The following is a 15,011-nucleotide window of genomic DNA, read 5'->3' on the forward strand; positions in this document are numbered from 1 at the left end:
GGTACGCGAGCAGGGCCGCCCCGGGGGCCGAAGTACGCCGGGGCCGACCGCACGACCACCGCGATCAGGGGATTCCCATGCAGACACCCGCGAACGACCACTCCGCCACGCCGGCCCGGCGGGCGCTGGACGCACTCGCCGAGAACACCGAGGACACGGTGGCGCTGGACACGCTGGCGAGCAGCGACGTCCTCGTCCCCGTCCCCGACGACGTCAGTGACGCGGACGCCGTCGATCCCACGGCGGTGGCCCTTCCGGTGATCGAGCAGCCCGGCGGTTCGCCGGTGGTGCCCGTGTTCACCTCCGAGTCCGAACTGGCCGGACTGCTGCCCGCCGTCTCCCGCTACCGGCTGGTGCCGCTGGGCGCGCTGGCCTCGGAGTGGCCGACGGACGAACTGGCGCTGACCATCGACGCCGCCTCCGAGCACCCGCTGACGCTCACCTCGCAGGGGGTGCGGACCCTGCTGGGCCGGTCGTACGGCTGACCGGGGCGGGCCCGGCCACCTCGCTCGGAGGGGGAGCGACCGGGCCCTGGGCACGAGCTGCCTCCCGCTCCCGTGCCCGGGTCACGCCGACGCCCGGGTGAGCGGCGCCGACCCCGCTCCGCACCGGACGTCCGCGATCGCCGTGCCCAGACGATAGGGCCGCACGGTCCTTCTGTCGCGCCGGTATGCGCGACGGTTGTCCGCAAAACGCGGTGGACCGAAGCACGCCAGGGCGTGTCGGCGGGGGCCGGGGCGGACGGCGTCAGGCGGCGCGCAGCGTCTGCGAGGGTGACTCCCCGAACCGTTCCCGGTAGCGCCGGGCGAACCGGCCGAGATGGACGAAGCCCCATTCGTGGGCCACGTGCGACACGGTCGTCGTGCCCGGTGCCGAGGCCCGCAGCTGCACCCGTACCCGCTCCAGCCGCACCTCGCTGACGTACGCCAGCGGCGGCATCCCGACGTGCTTGCGGAACGCCTCCTGGAGGGTGCGCACACTGACCTGGGCGATCTCGGCGAGGCGCGTGGCGTTGTAGGGATCGGCGGGACGGTCCTGCACGACGTCCATGACCCGTTTGACGGCGGCGGGCCGCATCGGGGGTGGCGGCGCGGCCAGTTCCTCGCGGTAGGAGTGCTCGGCGGCCAGCAACACCCCGTCCAGCAGGGTCTCTTCGAAGCGGCGGCGGATGAGCGGCCGGCGCAGCAGACCGTGCGAGACGTCCTTCTCCAGCAGGCTCCACTGTGCGAGGTTCGCCCAACTGCGCCCGGCTCCGCGGGAGACGTCCATGTACGGCTGGAACCGGGGCGGCCGGGGGAGGGGTCTGCCGAGCAGCGCCTCCAACTGCCGGTGCAGGGCCAGCTTGTCGATCTTCACCGTGAGGGTGTGGCAGTCACCGGTCCACTCCTCGACGCTGATCTTCCGCGCGGGGTCGAAGAAGCACGCGCGCCCGGTGGTGCCGTACAACAGCTCCCCGTACCCTTCGCGGGCGCCGAAGCCCCCGATCAGCGGCACCCCGACGTGGTAGTAGCCGAGTTCGCCGAAGCGCATGCGCACCTCGGTGCCGAAGGTGATCTCGCCGACCGTGAGAGAACCGAGGTCCACCACGTTCATGACGGTGCTGAAGTCCTCGGCGGGGCCCGCCACTTCGAGGAGAAGGTCGTAGTAGTGCGCCGCGATCGCGTCGTGGGTCTCCGCCACGGAACGCGTCGTGTAGGTGCTGAACTCGGCGGCCCGGTCCTCTTCCACGGCCAAGGCGTTGTCTCTCCGTCCCTGCGCGGTGTTTTTCGTTCAGCATGGCACCGCGAAGGGCCGGTTACGTTCTCGCTCTCTCCCGGGTTCTCACAGGCTCTTCCCGGGCCTGGGGGTTCCCGCGAGGACCGGACTGTTCTCTGGGTGTGCGGGGTCGCGCTCAGCCGTTCAGCATGCGGTGCAGCGCGTCCCGTTGGAGCGGCAGCACCTCGGCGTGCAGATCGCGCCCCTTGCGCGTCAGGGCCACCCACACCCCGCGCCGGTCCTCCCGGCACACGGACCGTTCCACCAGGCCGTCCTTCTCCAGCCGGCCGATGAGCCGGGACAGCGCGCTCTGACTGAGATGGACCCGGCCGACCAGGTTCTGCACCCGGCACAGGTCGCCCTCCGCGGGGGCCTGGGCGGCGAGGAGGTCGAGCACCTCGAAGTCGCTCGCGCCCAGCCCGTGCGGGTGCAGCACCCGGTCGATCTCGCACATCGTGCGGGCGTGGACCGCGAGGATGTCCCGCCACTGTTCTTCGAGCCGGGCGCCGGCCGCGTTCACTGCCATACACCCCATGTTAATGCGCGTGCAACCACATCAGGCAGGGGGCGTGATCGGCGCGACCCTTCAGCTGTCCTGGGTGATCCCGACGAGGTTGCCGTCCGCGTCCCTGACGGAGGCGATCAGCTTGCCGCCGCCGACGTCGGTGACGTCCTGGAGCAGCTCCGCGCCCGCGTCGAGCAGCGCGGCCAGCCGGGCGCGGATGTCGGTGACGTGCCAGTACGGGACCGGGCCCGTCATGCCGCGGGCGTGGCCGTTGGGGTCCAGGCCCACGTCCTGGCCCGCGTCCTTGAAACCGACGTAGTAGGGCTCGTCGGCGTACGGCTCGGTCTCCAGCAAAGCGCTGAACAGGGCCTTCGCCCGAGCGATGTCCTTGACGGGGTAGATGATGGTGTTCAGTCCTGCGGTCATCGGGGCCTCCTGGCGTGCGCCGTTTCGTCCGTGGTCCCACCGTAGGACGGGGCGGTGGCAGGCGGCTTCTCCGATCCTGACCGGGTCAAGGGGGAGCCAGGCCGCAACGTGGGACGGGGATCGCCGAAGGGCGCGCGCCCGGCGCGAGGGCCGGGCGGCGCGCCCATGCGATGTCGACGTCGACGGCGGCGCCTACCGTGCCGACAGGCGGGTCACCGGCTCCATGGCGCGGCCACTGCGGTGGCCTGCTGCCCGCGGGCCTGCGTCAGGTCGAGTCCCGCTTGACCAGCTCGGTGGGAAGGATCACCGCGGCCGGGTCCTCGCCGCCGATCTGGGCCAGGAGTACCCGCACCATCTCGTTGCTGATGCGGTCGTAGGGCTGGCGGATCGTGGTGAGGGCGGGGGTGGACTCCGTCGCCGCGGCGGAGTCGTCGAAGCCGCCCACGGCCACGTCCTCGGGGACCCGGCGGCCGGCCCTGCGCAGTGCCGTGAGGGCGCCCTGTGCCATCAGGTCGGAGGCCACGAACACGGCGTCCATGTCCGGGGCCTGCGCCAGCAGCCGTTCGGCGCCTGCCTCACCGCTGGCCCGGCTGTAGTCGCCGGAGGTGATGAGGCGCTCGTCGATCTCCACGCCCGCCTCGGTGAGCACCTCCTTGTAACCGGCGAGGCGGTCGACGCCGCCGGGGCTGTCCAGCGGACCGGTCACGACACCGATGCGGCGCCGGCCCAGCGACAGCAGATGGCGCACCATGTCCCGCGCGCCGTCCCGGTCGTCCGCGGCCACGTAACTCACCTTGGAGCCCCGGCCCATGGGCTTGCCGCACTGGACGAGGGGCACCCCCGCCTCGCGCAGCTCCTCGGCGACCGGGTCCGCGGAGTGGCTGGAGACCAGCAGCACCCCGTCGACGTGACCCGCCGTGATGTACCGCGTTATCCGGCGCCGCTCGTCCTGTGTGCCGGCCAGCATCAGCAGCAGCGGGATGTCGTGCGCGGCCAGTGCCTGGGTGCAACTGCGCAGCAGGACGTTGAAGTTGGGGTCCTCGAAGAGCATCTCCTGAGGCTCCGTCAGCAGGAAGCCGATGGAGTCGGAGCGTCCCGTGATCAGGGACCGGGCGTGCCGGTTCACGACGTAACCCGTCTTGCGGATCGCGGCGTTGACCGCCTCCTGGGCGGCCGGGCTGACGTAGTGCCCGCCGTTGAGGACGCGTGAGACGGTGCCACGCGAGACCCCGGCCTCGCGGGCCACGTCATGGATCGTCGGCGGCCTGCGTCGGCCCCCCGTGTTGCTCATGGTCATGACTTTACGGCCCCGGACAGCAGATCGAGGCTCCAGAACCGCTGGATGACCAGGAACAGCGCGATCAGCGGGAACACCGCGAGGAAGGCGCCGGTGATCACCAGCGTGTACAGGGCCGGGGTGTTGGCGCCCTGCTCCAGGAGCGTGTACAGACCGAGCGTGATCGGGAACTTCTCGTCGTCGCTCAGCATGATGTACGGCAGCAGGAAGTTGTTCCAGATCGCCACGAACTGGAAGAGGAACACCGTCACCATGCCGGGCACCATCATCGGCAGCGCGATCCGCGTGAAGATCCGCCACTCGCCGGCGCCGTCCATCCGCCCGGCCTCGACCACGTCGGCCGGGACGGCCGCCGCGGCGTAGATGCGCGCGAGGTAGACGCCGTAGGGGGAGAGGATCTGGGGGAGCAGCACCGACAGGTAGGAGTCGGTGAGGTCCGCCTGGGCCAGCAGCAGGTACTGCGGGACGGCGAGGATGATCGGCGGCATCAGGACACCGGCGAGCAGGACGTTGAACATCGTCTCGCGGCCGCGGAAGCGGTAGACGGCGAGCGCGTAGCCGCTGAACGCCGACACGACCGTCGACAGCAGGGCGCCGACACCGGAGTAGAACGCCGAGTTGCCCATCCACGCCCAGTAGACGCCGTCGCGGTAGGCGTTGAGGTCCTTGAGGTTCTCGGTGAGACCCGTGCCGGGCAGGAACGTGAACGTGGAGAACAGTTCCGTGCCGGACTTCGTCGACGCGATCACGACCCAGGCCACCGGGAGCAGGGTGTAGAGGGCGCCGATCAGCAGCGCGACCGTCGGGACCAGCGCGATCCGGCGGTGCAGGGGCCGGCCCTGGGTGGTGCGGGGCGTGCTGCCCTCTCCCCTTCTCGACTTTGCTCGACCGGGGGGACCCCCGTCCGGCTCGGTCTTGTGTACGGCAAGAGAACTCATCGTGCTGCCTCCTGCTTCTGGCGACGGTTCGCGGCCCGCAGGAACCCGAAGGACAGCAGCAGCGTCGCGAGCGCGATGATCACGGCCTGCGCCGCGGCCGCGTGGATGTCGTTGGTGCCGAACGCGTCCCGGTACACCTTCATCAGCGGACTCCACGTCGTGGACACGGAGTTGGTGAGGGGCTTGAGGGTGGTCGGCTCGTTGAACACCTGGAGTGTGGCGATGATCGAGAAGAAGAAGGTCAGCACCAGTGAGGGCGCCACCATCGGGATCTTGATCCGCAGGGCGATCTGGAGCGGGGTGGCGCCGTCCAGCTTGGCCGCCTCGTAGACCTCCGCCGGGATGGCCTGGAGCGAGGTGTAGATGACGATCATGTTGAAGCCGGTGCCGCCCCAGATCGCGATGTTCGACAGGGCCAGATACAGGGGGCCGCCGTCCAGGAGGTCCGGCTGCGGCAGGCCGAGCCTCTCCAGCACGTAGTAGAACGGGCTGACGTCGGGCAGGTACAGAAAGCCCCACAGCAGCGCCGCCACCACGCCGGGGATGGCGTACGGCAGGAAGATCGCGAGCCGGGTGAACGGGGTGAACCGCACCTTGTCGGAGTCGAGCATCAGCGCGAACAGCAGGGCGAGGCCGAGCATCACCGGGACGACGATGCAGCCGTAGCCGAGGACGCGCAGGGCTCCGTTCAGCAACTCGCTGTCGGACAGGGCGTCCGTGTAGTTCTCCAGGCCGGCCCAGACCTCCGTGCGGGCGCCCTTGCCCAGGCCGAGGCCGGAGACGTGCACCTTGCGGAAGCTGAGGTAGACGGCGTAGCCGATGGGCAGCGCGAAGAACAGCGCGAAGAGGAGCGTGGCGGGGATCAGAAAGAAGTAGGGGGCGCTGCGCGCTCGTCTGAGGGTGGTGGTGGGAGACGGGTGGGCATACGGGGCCCCCTTGACCCCGTACGACCTCCGGCGTGCGGTGGTCACTCGCTGACCCCGAAGCCCTGCTTCTTGAGGTCGGCGACCGTGGCGTCCTGCATCGTGTCCAGGGCGGCGGTGAAGTCCGACTTGTTCTTCGCGGCGGCGCCGAAGGCGTCCTTGAAGGACGTGTAGGCGACGTTCACGTTCGGGCCCCAGGCGGAGGGCGCCGTGGTCTTCGCGATCTCGGCGGCCTTGGTGTAGAAGTCCGCCTGGTTCGAGAAGTAGTCGGGCGCCTGGGCGAAGGCGCCGCTGGTCTGGGCGTTGGTGGCGGCCGGGTAGATGCCGCTCTCCTTGGCGAGCGCCTGGAGGGCCTGGTCGTCGGTGTTCAGCCAGGTGGCGAACTTGGCGGCGGCCTCCTGGTGTTCCGAGTCCGTGGTGACGGCGGTGGAGGAGCCGCCCCAGCTGCCGGTCCTGTTCTCACCTGCGGTCCACTGGGGGAGCGGGGCCATGGCCCACTTGCCCTTGGTGGCGGGCGCGGCGGTGGTCAGCGTGCCCGGCGCCCACACGGCGGAGACCCAGGCGATCTGCTTGCCGGTGTTGAGCGCCTTGTTCCAGGCCGGGGTGTACATCGGCTGGTTGTCGATGGCACCCTCCTTGACGAGGCCGCCCCAGAAGTCGGCGACCTTCTTGGTGGCCGCGTCGTTGATGCCGACCTTCCACTTGTCGCCCTCGGTGGTCCACCACCGCGCGCCGGCCTGCTGGGCCAGGCCCGCGAAGAGGCCGGAGTCGTTGGCGGAGAAGGTCGTCAGGTCGGTGCCGGGGGACTTCTTCTTCAGCGCGCGGGCCGTCTCGGCGAACTCGTCCCAGGTGGTGGGGACGGTCAGGCCGTACTTCTTGAAGAGGTCCTGGCGGTAGTAGAACATCATCGGGCCGATGTCCTGCGGGACCGCGTAGACGGCGTCCGAGCCGAGCGTGGTCTGCTGCCAGACACCGTCGGCGAACTTGCCCTTCGCCTCGCCCACGTTCTTGGAGATGTCCGCGAGGGCGTCGTTGCTGACCAGGGTCGGCAGCGCCTGGTACTCGGCCTGGACCAGGTCGGGCGCCTTGCCGGCCTTGTGCGCGGTGAGGATCTTGGTGATGAGCGCGTCACCGGACGCCTGCTTCTTCACCGTGACGGTGATCTGGTCCTTCTTGCCCTGACCCTTGTTCCACAGGTCGACGACCTTGTCCATGCCGGGCGTCCAGGTCCAGTACGTCAGCGAGACCGGACCGGAGTCGGCCTCGCTGTCGCCGTCGGACGAGCCGCAGGCGGCCAGTGCGGTGGCGCCGAGGGCAACGGCGATGGTGGATGCCACAAAGCGGCTGCGCTTCGTGATGGGCATGGATCTCTCCCCTGACCTGGGTCCCCGCCTGCTGCGAGAACCTGCGCCTTCGTTTCCGCGGCTCGCCGCCGGGACGCCGTGTCGCCGCTGTCGGGTGGCGCGATCGTGCTCAGCCCTGCGGGCCTCCGCGCACTCGTCCTCTCGACACCGGCGCGCCCCTCGGCTCGCTCGCGGTGCTTCTGTGAGCGTTCACAGTAGAGAAACATCCCGGACACTTGTCAATGGTTGTTGCTGTGCGGTTATGTTGGGCTCGCACCGCTGATCGACTGTGTGCACGTTCCCAAAAGATCGACCACAACGGGAGAGATCCATGCCGGAAGCCACCCCCAGGGGCCTCACCAGGCTCGCCTTCGGCGGGGACTACAACCCCGAGCAGTGGCCGGAAGGCGTCTGGCACGAGGACGTCCGGCTGATGCGGGAGGCCGGCGTCACGATGGTGAGTGTCGGAATCTTCTCCTGGGCGCTCCTGGAACCGGCGCCGGGGGTGTACGACTTCGGCTGGCTCGACCGCCTGCTCGACCTGCTCCACGAGAACGGCATCCGCGCCGACCTCGGCACCCCCACCGTGGTGCCCCCGGTCTGGTTCTACCGGGCCCACCCCGAGGCCCTGCCGGTGACGGCGGAGGGCGTGCGCTACGAGTTCGGCTCCCGCGGCGCGATCTGCCACAGCAACGCCGACTACCGCGCGGCCGCCGCGAACATCACCACCCGGCTCGCCGAGCGCTACGCCGACCACCCGGCCCTGGCGATGTGGCACGTGCACAACGAGTACGGCGTCCCCGTCTCCGCCTGCTACTGCGACTCCTGCGCGGCCCACTTCCGACGCTGGCTGGCCTCGACCCACGGGAGCGTCGAAGGCGTCAACGAGGCCTGGGGCACGGCCTTCTGGGGCCAGCGCTACGCGGACTTCGAGGACATCAACCCGCCGCGCCTCGCCCCCACGGTCGGCAACCCGGCCCAGGCGCTGGACTACAGGCGCTTCGCCGACGCCACCATGCGCGAGAACTTCCGTATGGAGCGGGACATCCTGCACCGCCTCGCGCCCGGCGTCCCGGTGACCACCAACTTCATGACCGCCCTCAGCCAGTGCGACTCCGTCGACTACTGGGCCTGGGGCCGCGAGGTCGACATCGTCACCAACGACCACTACCTGATCACCGACGGCCGCCGCACCCACGTCAACCTCGCCATGGCCGCCGACCTCACCCGCTCGGTGGCCGGGGGAGCGCCCTGGATCCTGCTGGAGCACTCCACCTCGGGCGTCAACTGGCAGGCCCGCAACCCCGCCAAGGCCCCCGGCCAGATGGCCCGCAACTCCCTCGCCCACGTGGCGCGCGGCTCCGAGGGCGCCATGTTCTTCCAGTGGCGCCAGTCCCGGCGCGGCGCCGAGAAGTTCCACTCCGCGATGCTGCCGCACGGCGGCACCGACACGCGCGTGTGGCGCGAGGTCGTCGAACTCGGCGCCGCGCTCGACTCGTTGAGCGACCTGCGCGGCACCCGCACCCAGGCCGACGTCGCCGTCCTGTGGGACTGGCACTCCTGGTGGGCGCAGAACCTCGACTGGCGCCCCAGCGAGGACCACGACCCGCGCGAGCGCGCCGACGCCTTCTACGAGGCGCTCTACGACCGGCACCTCACCGTCGACTTCGCCCACCCGGAAGCCGACTTGTCGAGGTATCCCCTTGTCGTCGTACCGGCCCTCTACCTGATGACCGAGGCGGCCGGGAACAACCTCAAGGCGTACGTGGAGAACGGCGGCACCCTCGTCGTCTCCTTCTTCTCCGGCATCGTCGACGAGCACGACGCCGTGCACGAGGGGGCCTACCCCGGCCCGCTGCGCGACGTCCTCGGCCTCACGATCGAGGAGTTCTCGCCGCTGCTCCAGGGCGAGAACGTACGCCTCACCGGCCCGGACGGCTCCGAGCTCAACGGCGACGTGTGGACCGAGTTCGTCGTCCCGCGCGGCGCCGAGACCGTGTGGACCTACGCCGACGGGCTCACCGCGGGACATCCGGCGGTCACCCGGCACCGTCTCGGCGAGGGCACCGCCTGGTACGTCTCCACCCGCCTCGGCGCCGAGGGCCTCGACGCGCTGCTCGGCTGGGCCGTCGAGGACGCACAGGTCGTCGCGCCCGCCGACCTGCCCCGCGACGTCGAGGTCGTACGCCGCGCCGGTGCGTCGGGCACCTACCTGTTCGCCATCAACCACACCGCCGCGGACGCCAAGGTGGCGCTGGCTGGCACCGGCACCGAGCTCCTGACCGGTGTGCGGGCCGCGGGCCGCCTGGAGGTCCCGGCCGGAGGCGTCCGGGTCGTACGACTCGACGGCTGAACCGGGGCGCCACGCGCCCGACCGACTCCCCTCCGCCCGTGCGAGCCGCGAGCCGCGGGTGGAGGGGCCCCTTCGCCATCCCCGTCGAAGGGCAATTCCCCACCCCCATGTCGAAGGGACGACGGACGACGATGTTCCATCCCAGACGCACCCTGCGCGCCCTGCTTCTCCCGCTCACCGCGGGGCTCGCCCTCACCGCCCTGCCCGCCCAGACCGCCCAGGCGGCGAGCACGCTGACCAACGGCGGCTTCGAGTCCGACGGCGCGGCCACGGCTGCCCCGGCCGGCTGGTCCGAGTACGGCTCGACCGGCGCCTCGTTCAGCGAGGCCGGCGGCCACGGCGGCAGCTACCGCCTGACCCACTGGGCGTCCTCCGCGTACAAGGTGGAGACGTACCAGTACCTGTCCGGGCTGACCAACGGCTCCTACCGACTCACCGCCTGGGTCCGCTCCGGCGGCGGCCAGAACTCCGCCTACATAGCCCTGAAGAACTGCGGCGGCGCCGAGCAGCGCACCGACCTGCCGGTCTCCGCGAGCGGCTGGATCCGGATCGTGGTCCCGGTCAACGTCACCAGCAACCAGTGCACCATCAGCGTCAACAGCGACGCCAACGCGGGCAACTGGATCAACGTCGACGACCTGACCTTCGCGTCCGGCGCCGGCGGGACCACCATCAAGGGCTCCGACGTCTCCTCCCTCGCCAAGAGCGAGGCGCTCGGCGGTACGTACCGGACCAGCTCCGGCGCGACCGGCGACGCGCTCGCCGTCCTCAGGTCCGCCGGGCAGAACTACGCGCGCGTCAAGGTCTGGGTGAGCCCCAAGGACGGCTACAACACCAAGACCCAGGTGCTGGCGCTGGCCAAGCGCGTCAAGGCACAGGGCATGAAGCTGCTGGTCGACTTCCACTACTCGGACACCTGGGCCGACCCCGGCGCCCAGACGGTTCCGGCGCCGTGGACCGGCCACAGCTACAGCCAGCTGAAGACGGACGTGTACAACCACACGTACGACGTCCTCAACGCGCTGAAGGCGCAGGGCACCACGGCCGACATGGTCCAGGTCGGCAACGAGATCAACGGCGGCATGCTGTGGTCGGCGGGCTCCACCGACAACTGGTCGCAGCTCGCCGGTCTGCTCAACTCCGGCTACGCCGCGGTCAAGGCGGTCAGCTCCTCCACCCAGGTGGCGCTGCACCTCGCCAAGGGCGGTGACCTGACCGGCACCCGCTGGTGGTTCGACAACGCGGTCTCCAACGGCGTGAAGTTCGACGTCATCGGCCTGTCCTACTACGGCTACTGGCACGGCTCGCTGTCCGACTTCCAGACGACCCTGGACGACGCGGCCTCCCGCTACGGCAAGCCGGTCTTCGTCGCCGAGACGGCGTACCCCTTCCGTCTCGACAGCGAGGACGCGCACGAGAACATCATCAACCTCACCAGCGAGCTCGTCGCCGGCTACCCGGCCACGACGGCCGGCCAGACCCGCTGGATGAACGACGTCGCCAGCATCGTCGAGGCCGTCCCGAACGGCCGCGGCCTCGGCGTCTTCTACTGGGAGTCGACCTGGACCGCGGTCACCGGCAACGGCTGGGACCCGACCGACTCCGCCTCCGGCAACGGCTGGGAGAACCAGGCCCTGTTCGGCTACGACGACAAGGCGCTGCCGGCGATGGCGTGGTTCAGCCACCGGTGATCCCGGGTGACCCGAGGGCCCGGCCGCGCGGCCGGGCCCTCGCGCGATGCCGTCCAGGGGGAGGGAGCGCACCCGACTCGTCGCCCGGCGCGCACGCCCGCGCTGGGAAGCGGCAGACGCTCCCCACGCGCCCGTTCGATATCGGACAAGCCGTGTGAAGTCCGTACACGGCGGTCTCGATTGCGGGACAGTGGGAACTCGCGGTACGAGGAGGTCGGACCGAGAGGGGATGCCATGCTGCGAACTCCCGTCAGCGAGCGACGGCTGGAGATCCTGGAATGGCTGAAGGATCCGGCCGCGGCCTTCCCGTCCCGGCGTCGCGGCGAGCTGACCGAGGACGGCGTGACCGCGGACGCCGTGGCCGCCCGACTCGGGGTGGGCCGCGAGGTCGCCGACACCCATCTCGAACTCCTCGCGGCCATCGGCCTGGTGCACGCCACGCGGGTCAGGCGGCGCACGTACTACCGGCGGGACGAGATGCGGCTGGCCGAGGTGGCCCGCATGTTCGAGAAGGGCTGGTAGGAGCGGGTTCACCGGCGACGAAGGGCGGATGTCCGTGGAGCGTGCACAGGTGCTGGTCCCCTACAGGTACGTGGCGATCGGCGGCCGGGGCCCCGAGGACGTGGTAGCCGACAGCCGGGGCCGGGTGCTCACCGGCGTGGAGGACGGCCGCCTCCTGCGCCTCGACGGACTCGCCGATCCGGACACGGCCCGCGTCGAGGTGCTCGCCGAGACCGGCGGCAGACCGCTCGGCCTCGAACTCCTCGCGGACGACACCCTGTTGGTGTGCGACGCCGAACTCGGCCTGCTGCGCGTGGACCTGACCACCGGCGTGGTGCGCATCCTCGCCGACTCGGTGGCGGGGGAGCGGCTGCGGTTCTGCAGCAACACCGTCGCCCTGTCCGACGGCAGCGTGTACGTCACGGTCTCCAGCCGCAGTCACCCCCTCGACCAGTGGATCGGCGACCTCGTCGAGCACACCGGCACCGGCCGTCTGCTGCGCCTCGCGCCCGGCAGTGAGACACCCGAAGTCCTCCTGGAGGGGCTCCAGTTCGCCAACGGGATCGCCCCCAGCGGCGACGAGTCCTTCCTGGTCGTGGCCGAGACCGGCGCCCGCCGCCTCACCCGCTACTGGCTCACCGGCCCGAAGGCAGGCCGCGGCGAACCCTTCGTCGAGGACCTCCCCGGCATGCCCGACAACATCTGGCGCGCGGGCCCCGAAGGGCCGATCTGGGTGTCGCTGGCCGGCCCGCGCGTGCCCCCGCTGGACCTTCTGCACCGCGCCGCCCCCGCCGTCCGCCGCACCGCCGCCCGGCTGGCCGTGCACGCCCCCTTCCGTCCCACCGGCACGATCGGCGTCCTCGCCGTCGACGACCACGGCACGACCGTCCACCACCTCGCCCGCCGCCGCTCCGGCTTCCGGATGGTCACCAGCGTCTGCGAGGCCGCAGGTCACCTGGTCCTGGGCAGCCTGTGGGAGCGGGGCATCGCCCTGTGCGAGCCGCCCGCCGGTAAGAGCGACCGGCGTTAGCCTGTTGACCGGCCCCGACCGGGCCGTCCAGGCAGGAGACGTACGACCATGACCACTCCGGAGGCCGAGAGGCTCCGCACCCCCGCGCCCCGCCCTCCGCGCGGCCAGGCGCCCGTCGTCGCCGTGGTCGCGGTCGGCGGGGCCCTCGGCGCCACGGCCCGGTACGGGCTCTCCCTGTGGTGGCCCCACCGGCCGGGCGGATTTCCCTGGGCGACCTTCTGGACCAACGTCGCGGGCTGCGCCGCCATCGGGGTCCTCATGGTCGTCGTCACCGAGGTGTGGGCCGCGCACCACCTGGTCAGGCCCTTCTTCGGCACCGGCGTCCTCGGCGGCTTCACGACCTTCTCCACCTACGCCGTCGACATCCGCAAGCTGGTCGACTCCGGTCACCCCGGCACCGGCTTCGCCTACCTCGCCGCGACTCTCCTCGCGGCCCTCGCCGCGGTGTGGCTCGCCGCCACCGCCACCCGCCGTGTCCTGAAGCGGAGACCGTCATGACGAGACTGACCGGCAGTGCCCTGCGGGCGACGGTGTTCGTCGGCGAGAACGACATCTGGCACCACAAGCCCCTCTACAGCGAGATCGTGCACCGCGCCCATGCCGCCGGCCTCGCGGGCGCCAGCGTCTTCCGCGGCGTCGAGGGCTTCGGCGCCTCCTCCCGGATCCACACCTCGCGGCTGCTGTCCCTGAGCGAGGACCTGCCCGTCGCGATCGTCGTCGTCGACACCGAGGAGCGGGTGCGGGCCTTCCTGCCGCAGCTCGACGAGCTCGTGACCGAGGGGTTGGTGATCCTCGACGCCTGCGAGGTCATCCGGTACGCGGGCCGGGACGAGCCGGAGGAAACGGACGCGGAGGGTAAGAACTCGTCGTGAACTGGCTGCTCGTCGTCGCGGGCGCCATGGTCGGCGCCCCGCTCCGCTACCTCACCGACCGCGCGGTCCAGTCCCGCCACGACTCGGTCTTCCCGTGGGGCACCTTCGCGGTCAACGTCTCCGGCTGTCTCGTCCTCGGCCTGCTCACCGGCGCCGCCGGGTCCCCGCAGGTCCAGCTCCTGCTCGGCACCGGCCTGTGCGGCGCTCTGACCACGTACTCGACGTTCTCCTACGAGACCCTGCGGCTGGCCGAGACGGGCGCGGGCCTGTACGCCCTCGCCAACGTGGGCGGCACCCTGGTCGCGGGGCTCGGGGCGGCGTTCGCGGGCGTGGAACTCGCCCGCGCGCTCGGCGCGTAAGGATCCGGACACGTCCGCGTGTAGTAAGACTGTCCCGCCCGATCCGCCCCTCCGCCGGAGAACTGGAACCCATGAGCGCCATCAGTGTCGGTCAGGCCGTCGTCCTCGGAGCCGTCGAGGGGGTGACCGAGTTCCTGCCGGTCTCCTCCACCGGTCATCTCAAGATCGTCGAGGGGCTCATGGGCATCCCCGTCGACGACGACGCCGTGGTCGGGTTCTCCGCCGTCATCCAGGTCGGCGCGATCGCCGCCGTGCTCGTGTACTTCTTCAAGGACATCGTGCGGATCGTCTCCGCGTGGGGCCGCGGGCTGCGCGACAGGGAGGAGCGGTACCACCACGACTACAAGTTCGCCTGGTGGGTCATCTGCGCGACGATCCCGATCGTCGTCGTGGGCCTCGCCGCCAAGCCGCTGATCCAGGGCCCGCTCGCCTCGCTCTGGGTGGTCGCCGGCTCCCTGATCGTCGGCAGCGGCGTGATGTGGGCGGCGGACCAGAGGGGCCGGCACAAGCGGGGGGAGGACGACACGTCCTTCAAGGACGCCATGCTCGTCGGCAGCTCCCAGATCCTCGCGCTGCTCTTCCCCGGCTTCTCCCGCTCCGGCGCCACCATGTCCACCGCCCTCCTGCTCGACCTGGACCGCGTGGCCGCCACCCGGCTGTCCTTCTTCCTCGGCATCCCCGCCCTGACCGGCGCCGGCGTCTACGAGCTCAAGGACGCGCTCGGCACCGGCGCGGGCGCGGTCCCGCTGGCGGTCGGCACGGCCGTCTCCTTCGTGGTCGCCTACGCCTCCATCGCCTGGCTGCTGAGGTTCGTGGCCAAGCACTCCTTCAACGCCTTCGTGGTCTACCGGATCGTCGTGGGCCTGCTGCTGTTCGGTCTCCTCGGCACGGGTGTGCTGCACGGCTGAGCGGCCCGCCCGGGACGTGAGGCGGCATTCATCTCCCGGGCCCCGTGAAAATCCTTTTTCACACGCCTTGACAGCACCCTCCCATCGCCCGGAGTATCACTCCCGTGAAC

Annotated in this window: 16 protein-coding genes; 9 read left to right on the top strand and 7 right to left on the bottom strand. The window is 70.9% G+C overall.

The annotated features are described in order from the left end of the window. The first annotated feature begins 77 nt into the window (after positions 1-77). A complete protein-coding gene (locus ACH41F_RS29700) occupies positions 78-485 on the top strand; it encodes an SseB family protein (protein WP_391242424.1) in 408 nt (135 codons plus the stop codon). 262 nt (positions 486-747) lie between these two features. On the opposite strand, the gene ACH41F_RS29705 is transcribed toward ACH41F_RS29700, so the two are convergent. The 7 genes from ACH41F_RS29705 to ACH41F_RS29735 all read right to left on the bottom strand — a co-directional run bounded on the left by ACH41F_RS29705 (position 748) and on the right by ACH41F_RS29735 (position 7,208). Further along, a complete protein-coding gene (locus ACH41F_RS29705) occupies positions 748-1,728 on the bottom strand; it encodes a helix-turn-helix domain-containing protein (protein ID WP_391242541.1) in 981 nt (326 codons plus the stop codon). Positions 1,729-1,891: 163 nt separating this feature from the next. After that, the gene (locus ACH41F_RS29710) at positions 1,892-2,281 is read right to left on the bottom strand and encodes a MarR family transcriptional regulator (protein ID WP_391242426.1); all 390 of its coding nucleotides are present in this window, start codon (positions 2,279-2,281) and stop codon (positions 1,892-1,894) included. A 60-nt stretch (positions 2,282-2,341) separates the two neighbouring features. Further along, positions 2,342-2,686 (bottom strand): VOC family protein, encoded by a 345-nt coding sequence (locus ACH41F_RS29715; RefSeq protein ID WP_398838233.1) that lies wholly within the window; start codon positions 2,684-2,686, stop codon positions 2,342-2,344. Positions 2,687-2,951: 265 nt separating this feature from the next. Further along, complete coding sequence (locus ACH41F_RS29720; protein WP_398838235.1) at positions 2,952-3,983, bottom strand: LacI family DNA-binding transcriptional regulator; 1,032 nt, start codon at positions 3,981-3,983, stop codon at positions 2,952-2,954. Next, positions 3,980-4,921 carry a carbohydrate ABC transporter permease gene (locus ACH41F_RS29725; RefSeq protein WP_398838236.1) on the bottom strand — a complete coding sequence of 314 codons (942 nt, stop codon included), beginning with the start codon at positions 4,919-4,921 and terminating at the stop codon, positions 3,980-3,982. The genes ACH41F_RS29720 and ACH41F_RS29725 overlap by 4 nt, the downstream gene beginning before the upstream one ends. After that, positions 4,918-5,892, bottom strand: a complete 975-nt coding sequence (locus ACH41F_RS29730; RefSeq protein WP_391242438.1) for an ABC transporter permease subunit — start codon at positions 5,890-5,892, stop codon at positions 4,918-4,920. The genes ACH41F_RS29725 and ACH41F_RS29730 overlap by 4 nt, the downstream gene beginning before the upstream one ends. Beyond that, positions 5,889-7,208 (bottom strand): ABC transporter substrate-binding protein, encoded by a 1,320-nt coding sequence (locus ACH41F_RS29735; RefSeq protein ID WP_398838238.1) that lies wholly within the window; start codon positions 7,206-7,208, stop codon positions 5,889-5,891. The genes ACH41F_RS29730 and ACH41F_RS29735 overlap by 4 nt, the downstream gene beginning before the upstream one ends. Before the next feature lie 310 nt (positions 7,209-7,518). Between ACH41F_RS29735 and ACH41F_RS29740 the strand changes: the two genes are divergently transcribed. The 8 genes from ACH41F_RS29740 to ACH41F_RS29775 all read left to right on the top strand — a co-directional run bounded on the left by ACH41F_RS29740 (position 7,519) and on the right by ACH41F_RS29775 (position 14,901). Then, positions 7,519-9,540 (top strand): beta-galactosidase, encoded by a 2,022-nt coding sequence (locus tag ACH41F_RS29740; protein ID WP_398838240.1) that lies wholly within the window; start codon positions 7,519-7,521, stop codon positions 9,538-9,540. Between the two features lie 131 nt (positions 9,541-9,671). Next, positions 9,672-11,231: an arabinogalactan endo-beta-1,4-galactanase gene (locus ACH41F_RS29745; RefSeq protein WP_398838242.1), complete on the top strand. Its 1,560-nt coding sequence runs from the start codon at positions 9,672-9,674 to the stop codon at positions 11,229-11,231. A 234-nt stretch (positions 11,232-11,465) separates the two neighbouring features. After that, positions 11,466-11,753 carry an ArsR family transcriptional regulator gene (locus ACH41F_RS29750; protein ID WP_391242449.1) on the top strand — a complete coding sequence of 96 codons (288 nt, stop codon included), beginning with the start codon at positions 11,466-11,468 and terminating at the stop codon, positions 11,751-11,753. Positions 11,754-11,787: 34 nt separating this feature from the next. Then, positions 11,788-12,762, top strand: a complete 975-nt coding sequence (locus ACH41F_RS29755) for an SMP-30/gluconolactonase/LRE family protein (protein WP_391242452.1) — start codon at positions 11,788-11,790, stop codon at positions 12,760-12,762. Positions 12,763-12,810: 48 nt separating this feature from the next. Then, positions 12,811-13,260, top strand: coding sequence for a CrcB family protein (locus ACH41F_RS29760; protein ID WP_391242455.1), 450 nt, complete (start codon positions 12,811-12,813; stop codon positions 13,258-13,260). Continuing rightward, a complete protein-coding gene (locus ACH41F_RS29765; protein ID WP_391242458.1) occupies positions 13,257-13,634 on the top strand; it encodes a DUF190 domain-containing protein in 378 nt (125 codons plus the stop codon). The genes ACH41F_RS29760 and ACH41F_RS29765 overlap by 4 nt, the downstream gene beginning before the upstream one ends. Further along, positions 13,631-13,993 carry a fluoride efflux transporter CrcB gene (gene crcB, locus ACH41F_RS29770; protein WP_391242461.1) on the top strand — a complete coding sequence of 121 codons (363 nt, stop codon included), beginning with the start codon at positions 13,631-13,633 and terminating at the stop codon, positions 13,991-13,993. The genes ACH41F_RS29765 and crcB overlap by 4 nt, the downstream gene beginning before the upstream one ends. 71 nt (positions 13,994-14,064) lie before the next feature. Continuing rightward, the gene (locus ACH41F_RS29775) at positions 14,065-14,901 is read left to right on the top strand and encodes an undecaprenyl-diphosphate phosphatase (RefSeq protein ID WP_398838245.1); all 837 of its coding nucleotides are present in this window, start codon (positions 14,065-14,067) and stop codon (positions 14,899-14,901) included. Positions 14,902-15,011: the final 110 nt, after the last annotated feature.

Origin of the sequence: Streptomyces sp. NPDC020489 (assembly GCF_044386545.1) — a bacterium.
Taxonomy (GTDB): domain Bacteria; phylum Actinomycetota; class Actinomycetes; order Streptomycetales; family Streptomycetaceae; genus Streptomyces.

Coding starts and splice junctions, on each gene's coding strand:
- ACH41F_RS29745 (WP_398838242.1), top strand. CDS start 9,672: ATGTTCCATCCCAGACGCACCCTGCGCGCCCTGCTTCTCCCGCTCACC.
- ACH41F_RS29700 (WP_391242424.1), top strand. CDS start 78: ATGCAGACACCCGCGAACGACCACTCCGCCACGCCGGCCCGGCGGGCG.
- ACH41F_RS29750 (WP_391242449.1), top strand. CDS start 11,466: ATGCTGCGAACTCCCGTCAGCGAGCGACGGCTGGAGATCCTGGAATGG.
- ACH41F_RS29735 (WP_398838238.1), bottom strand. CDS start 7,208: ATGCCCATCACGAAGCGCAGCCGCTTTGTGGCATCCACCATCGCCGTT.
- ACH41F_RS29765 (WP_391242458.1), top strand. CDS start 13,257: ATGACGAGACTGACCGGCAGTGCCCTGCGGGCGACGGTGTTCGTCGGC.
- ACH41F_RS29715 (WP_398838233.1), bottom strand. CDS start 2,686: ATGACCGCAGGACTGAACACCATCATCTACCCCGTCAAGGACATCGCT.
- ACH41F_RS29740 (WP_398838240.1), top strand. CDS start 7,519: ATGCCGGAAGCCACCCCCAGGGGCCTCACCAGGCTCGCCTTCGGCGGG.
- ACH41F_RS29760 (WP_391242455.1), top strand. CDS start 12,811: ATGACCACTCCGGAGGCCGAGAGGCTCCGCACCCCCGCGCCCCGCCCT.
- ACH41F_RS29710 (WP_391242426.1), bottom strand. CDS start 2,281: ATGGCAGTGAACGCGGCCGGCGCCCGGCTCGAAGAACAGTGGCGGGAC.
- ACH41F_RS29725 (WP_398838236.1), bottom strand. CDS start 4,921: ATGAGTTCTCTTGCCGTACACAAGACCGAGCCGGACGGGGGTCCCCCC.
- ACH41F_RS29775 (WP_398838245.1), top strand. CDS start 14,065: ATGAGCGCCATCAGTGTCGGTCAGGCCGTCGTCCTCGGAGCCGTCGAG.
- ACH41F_RS29720 (WP_398838235.1), bottom strand. CDS start 3,983: ATGACCATGAGCAACACGGGGGGCCGACGCAGGCCGCCGACGATCCAT.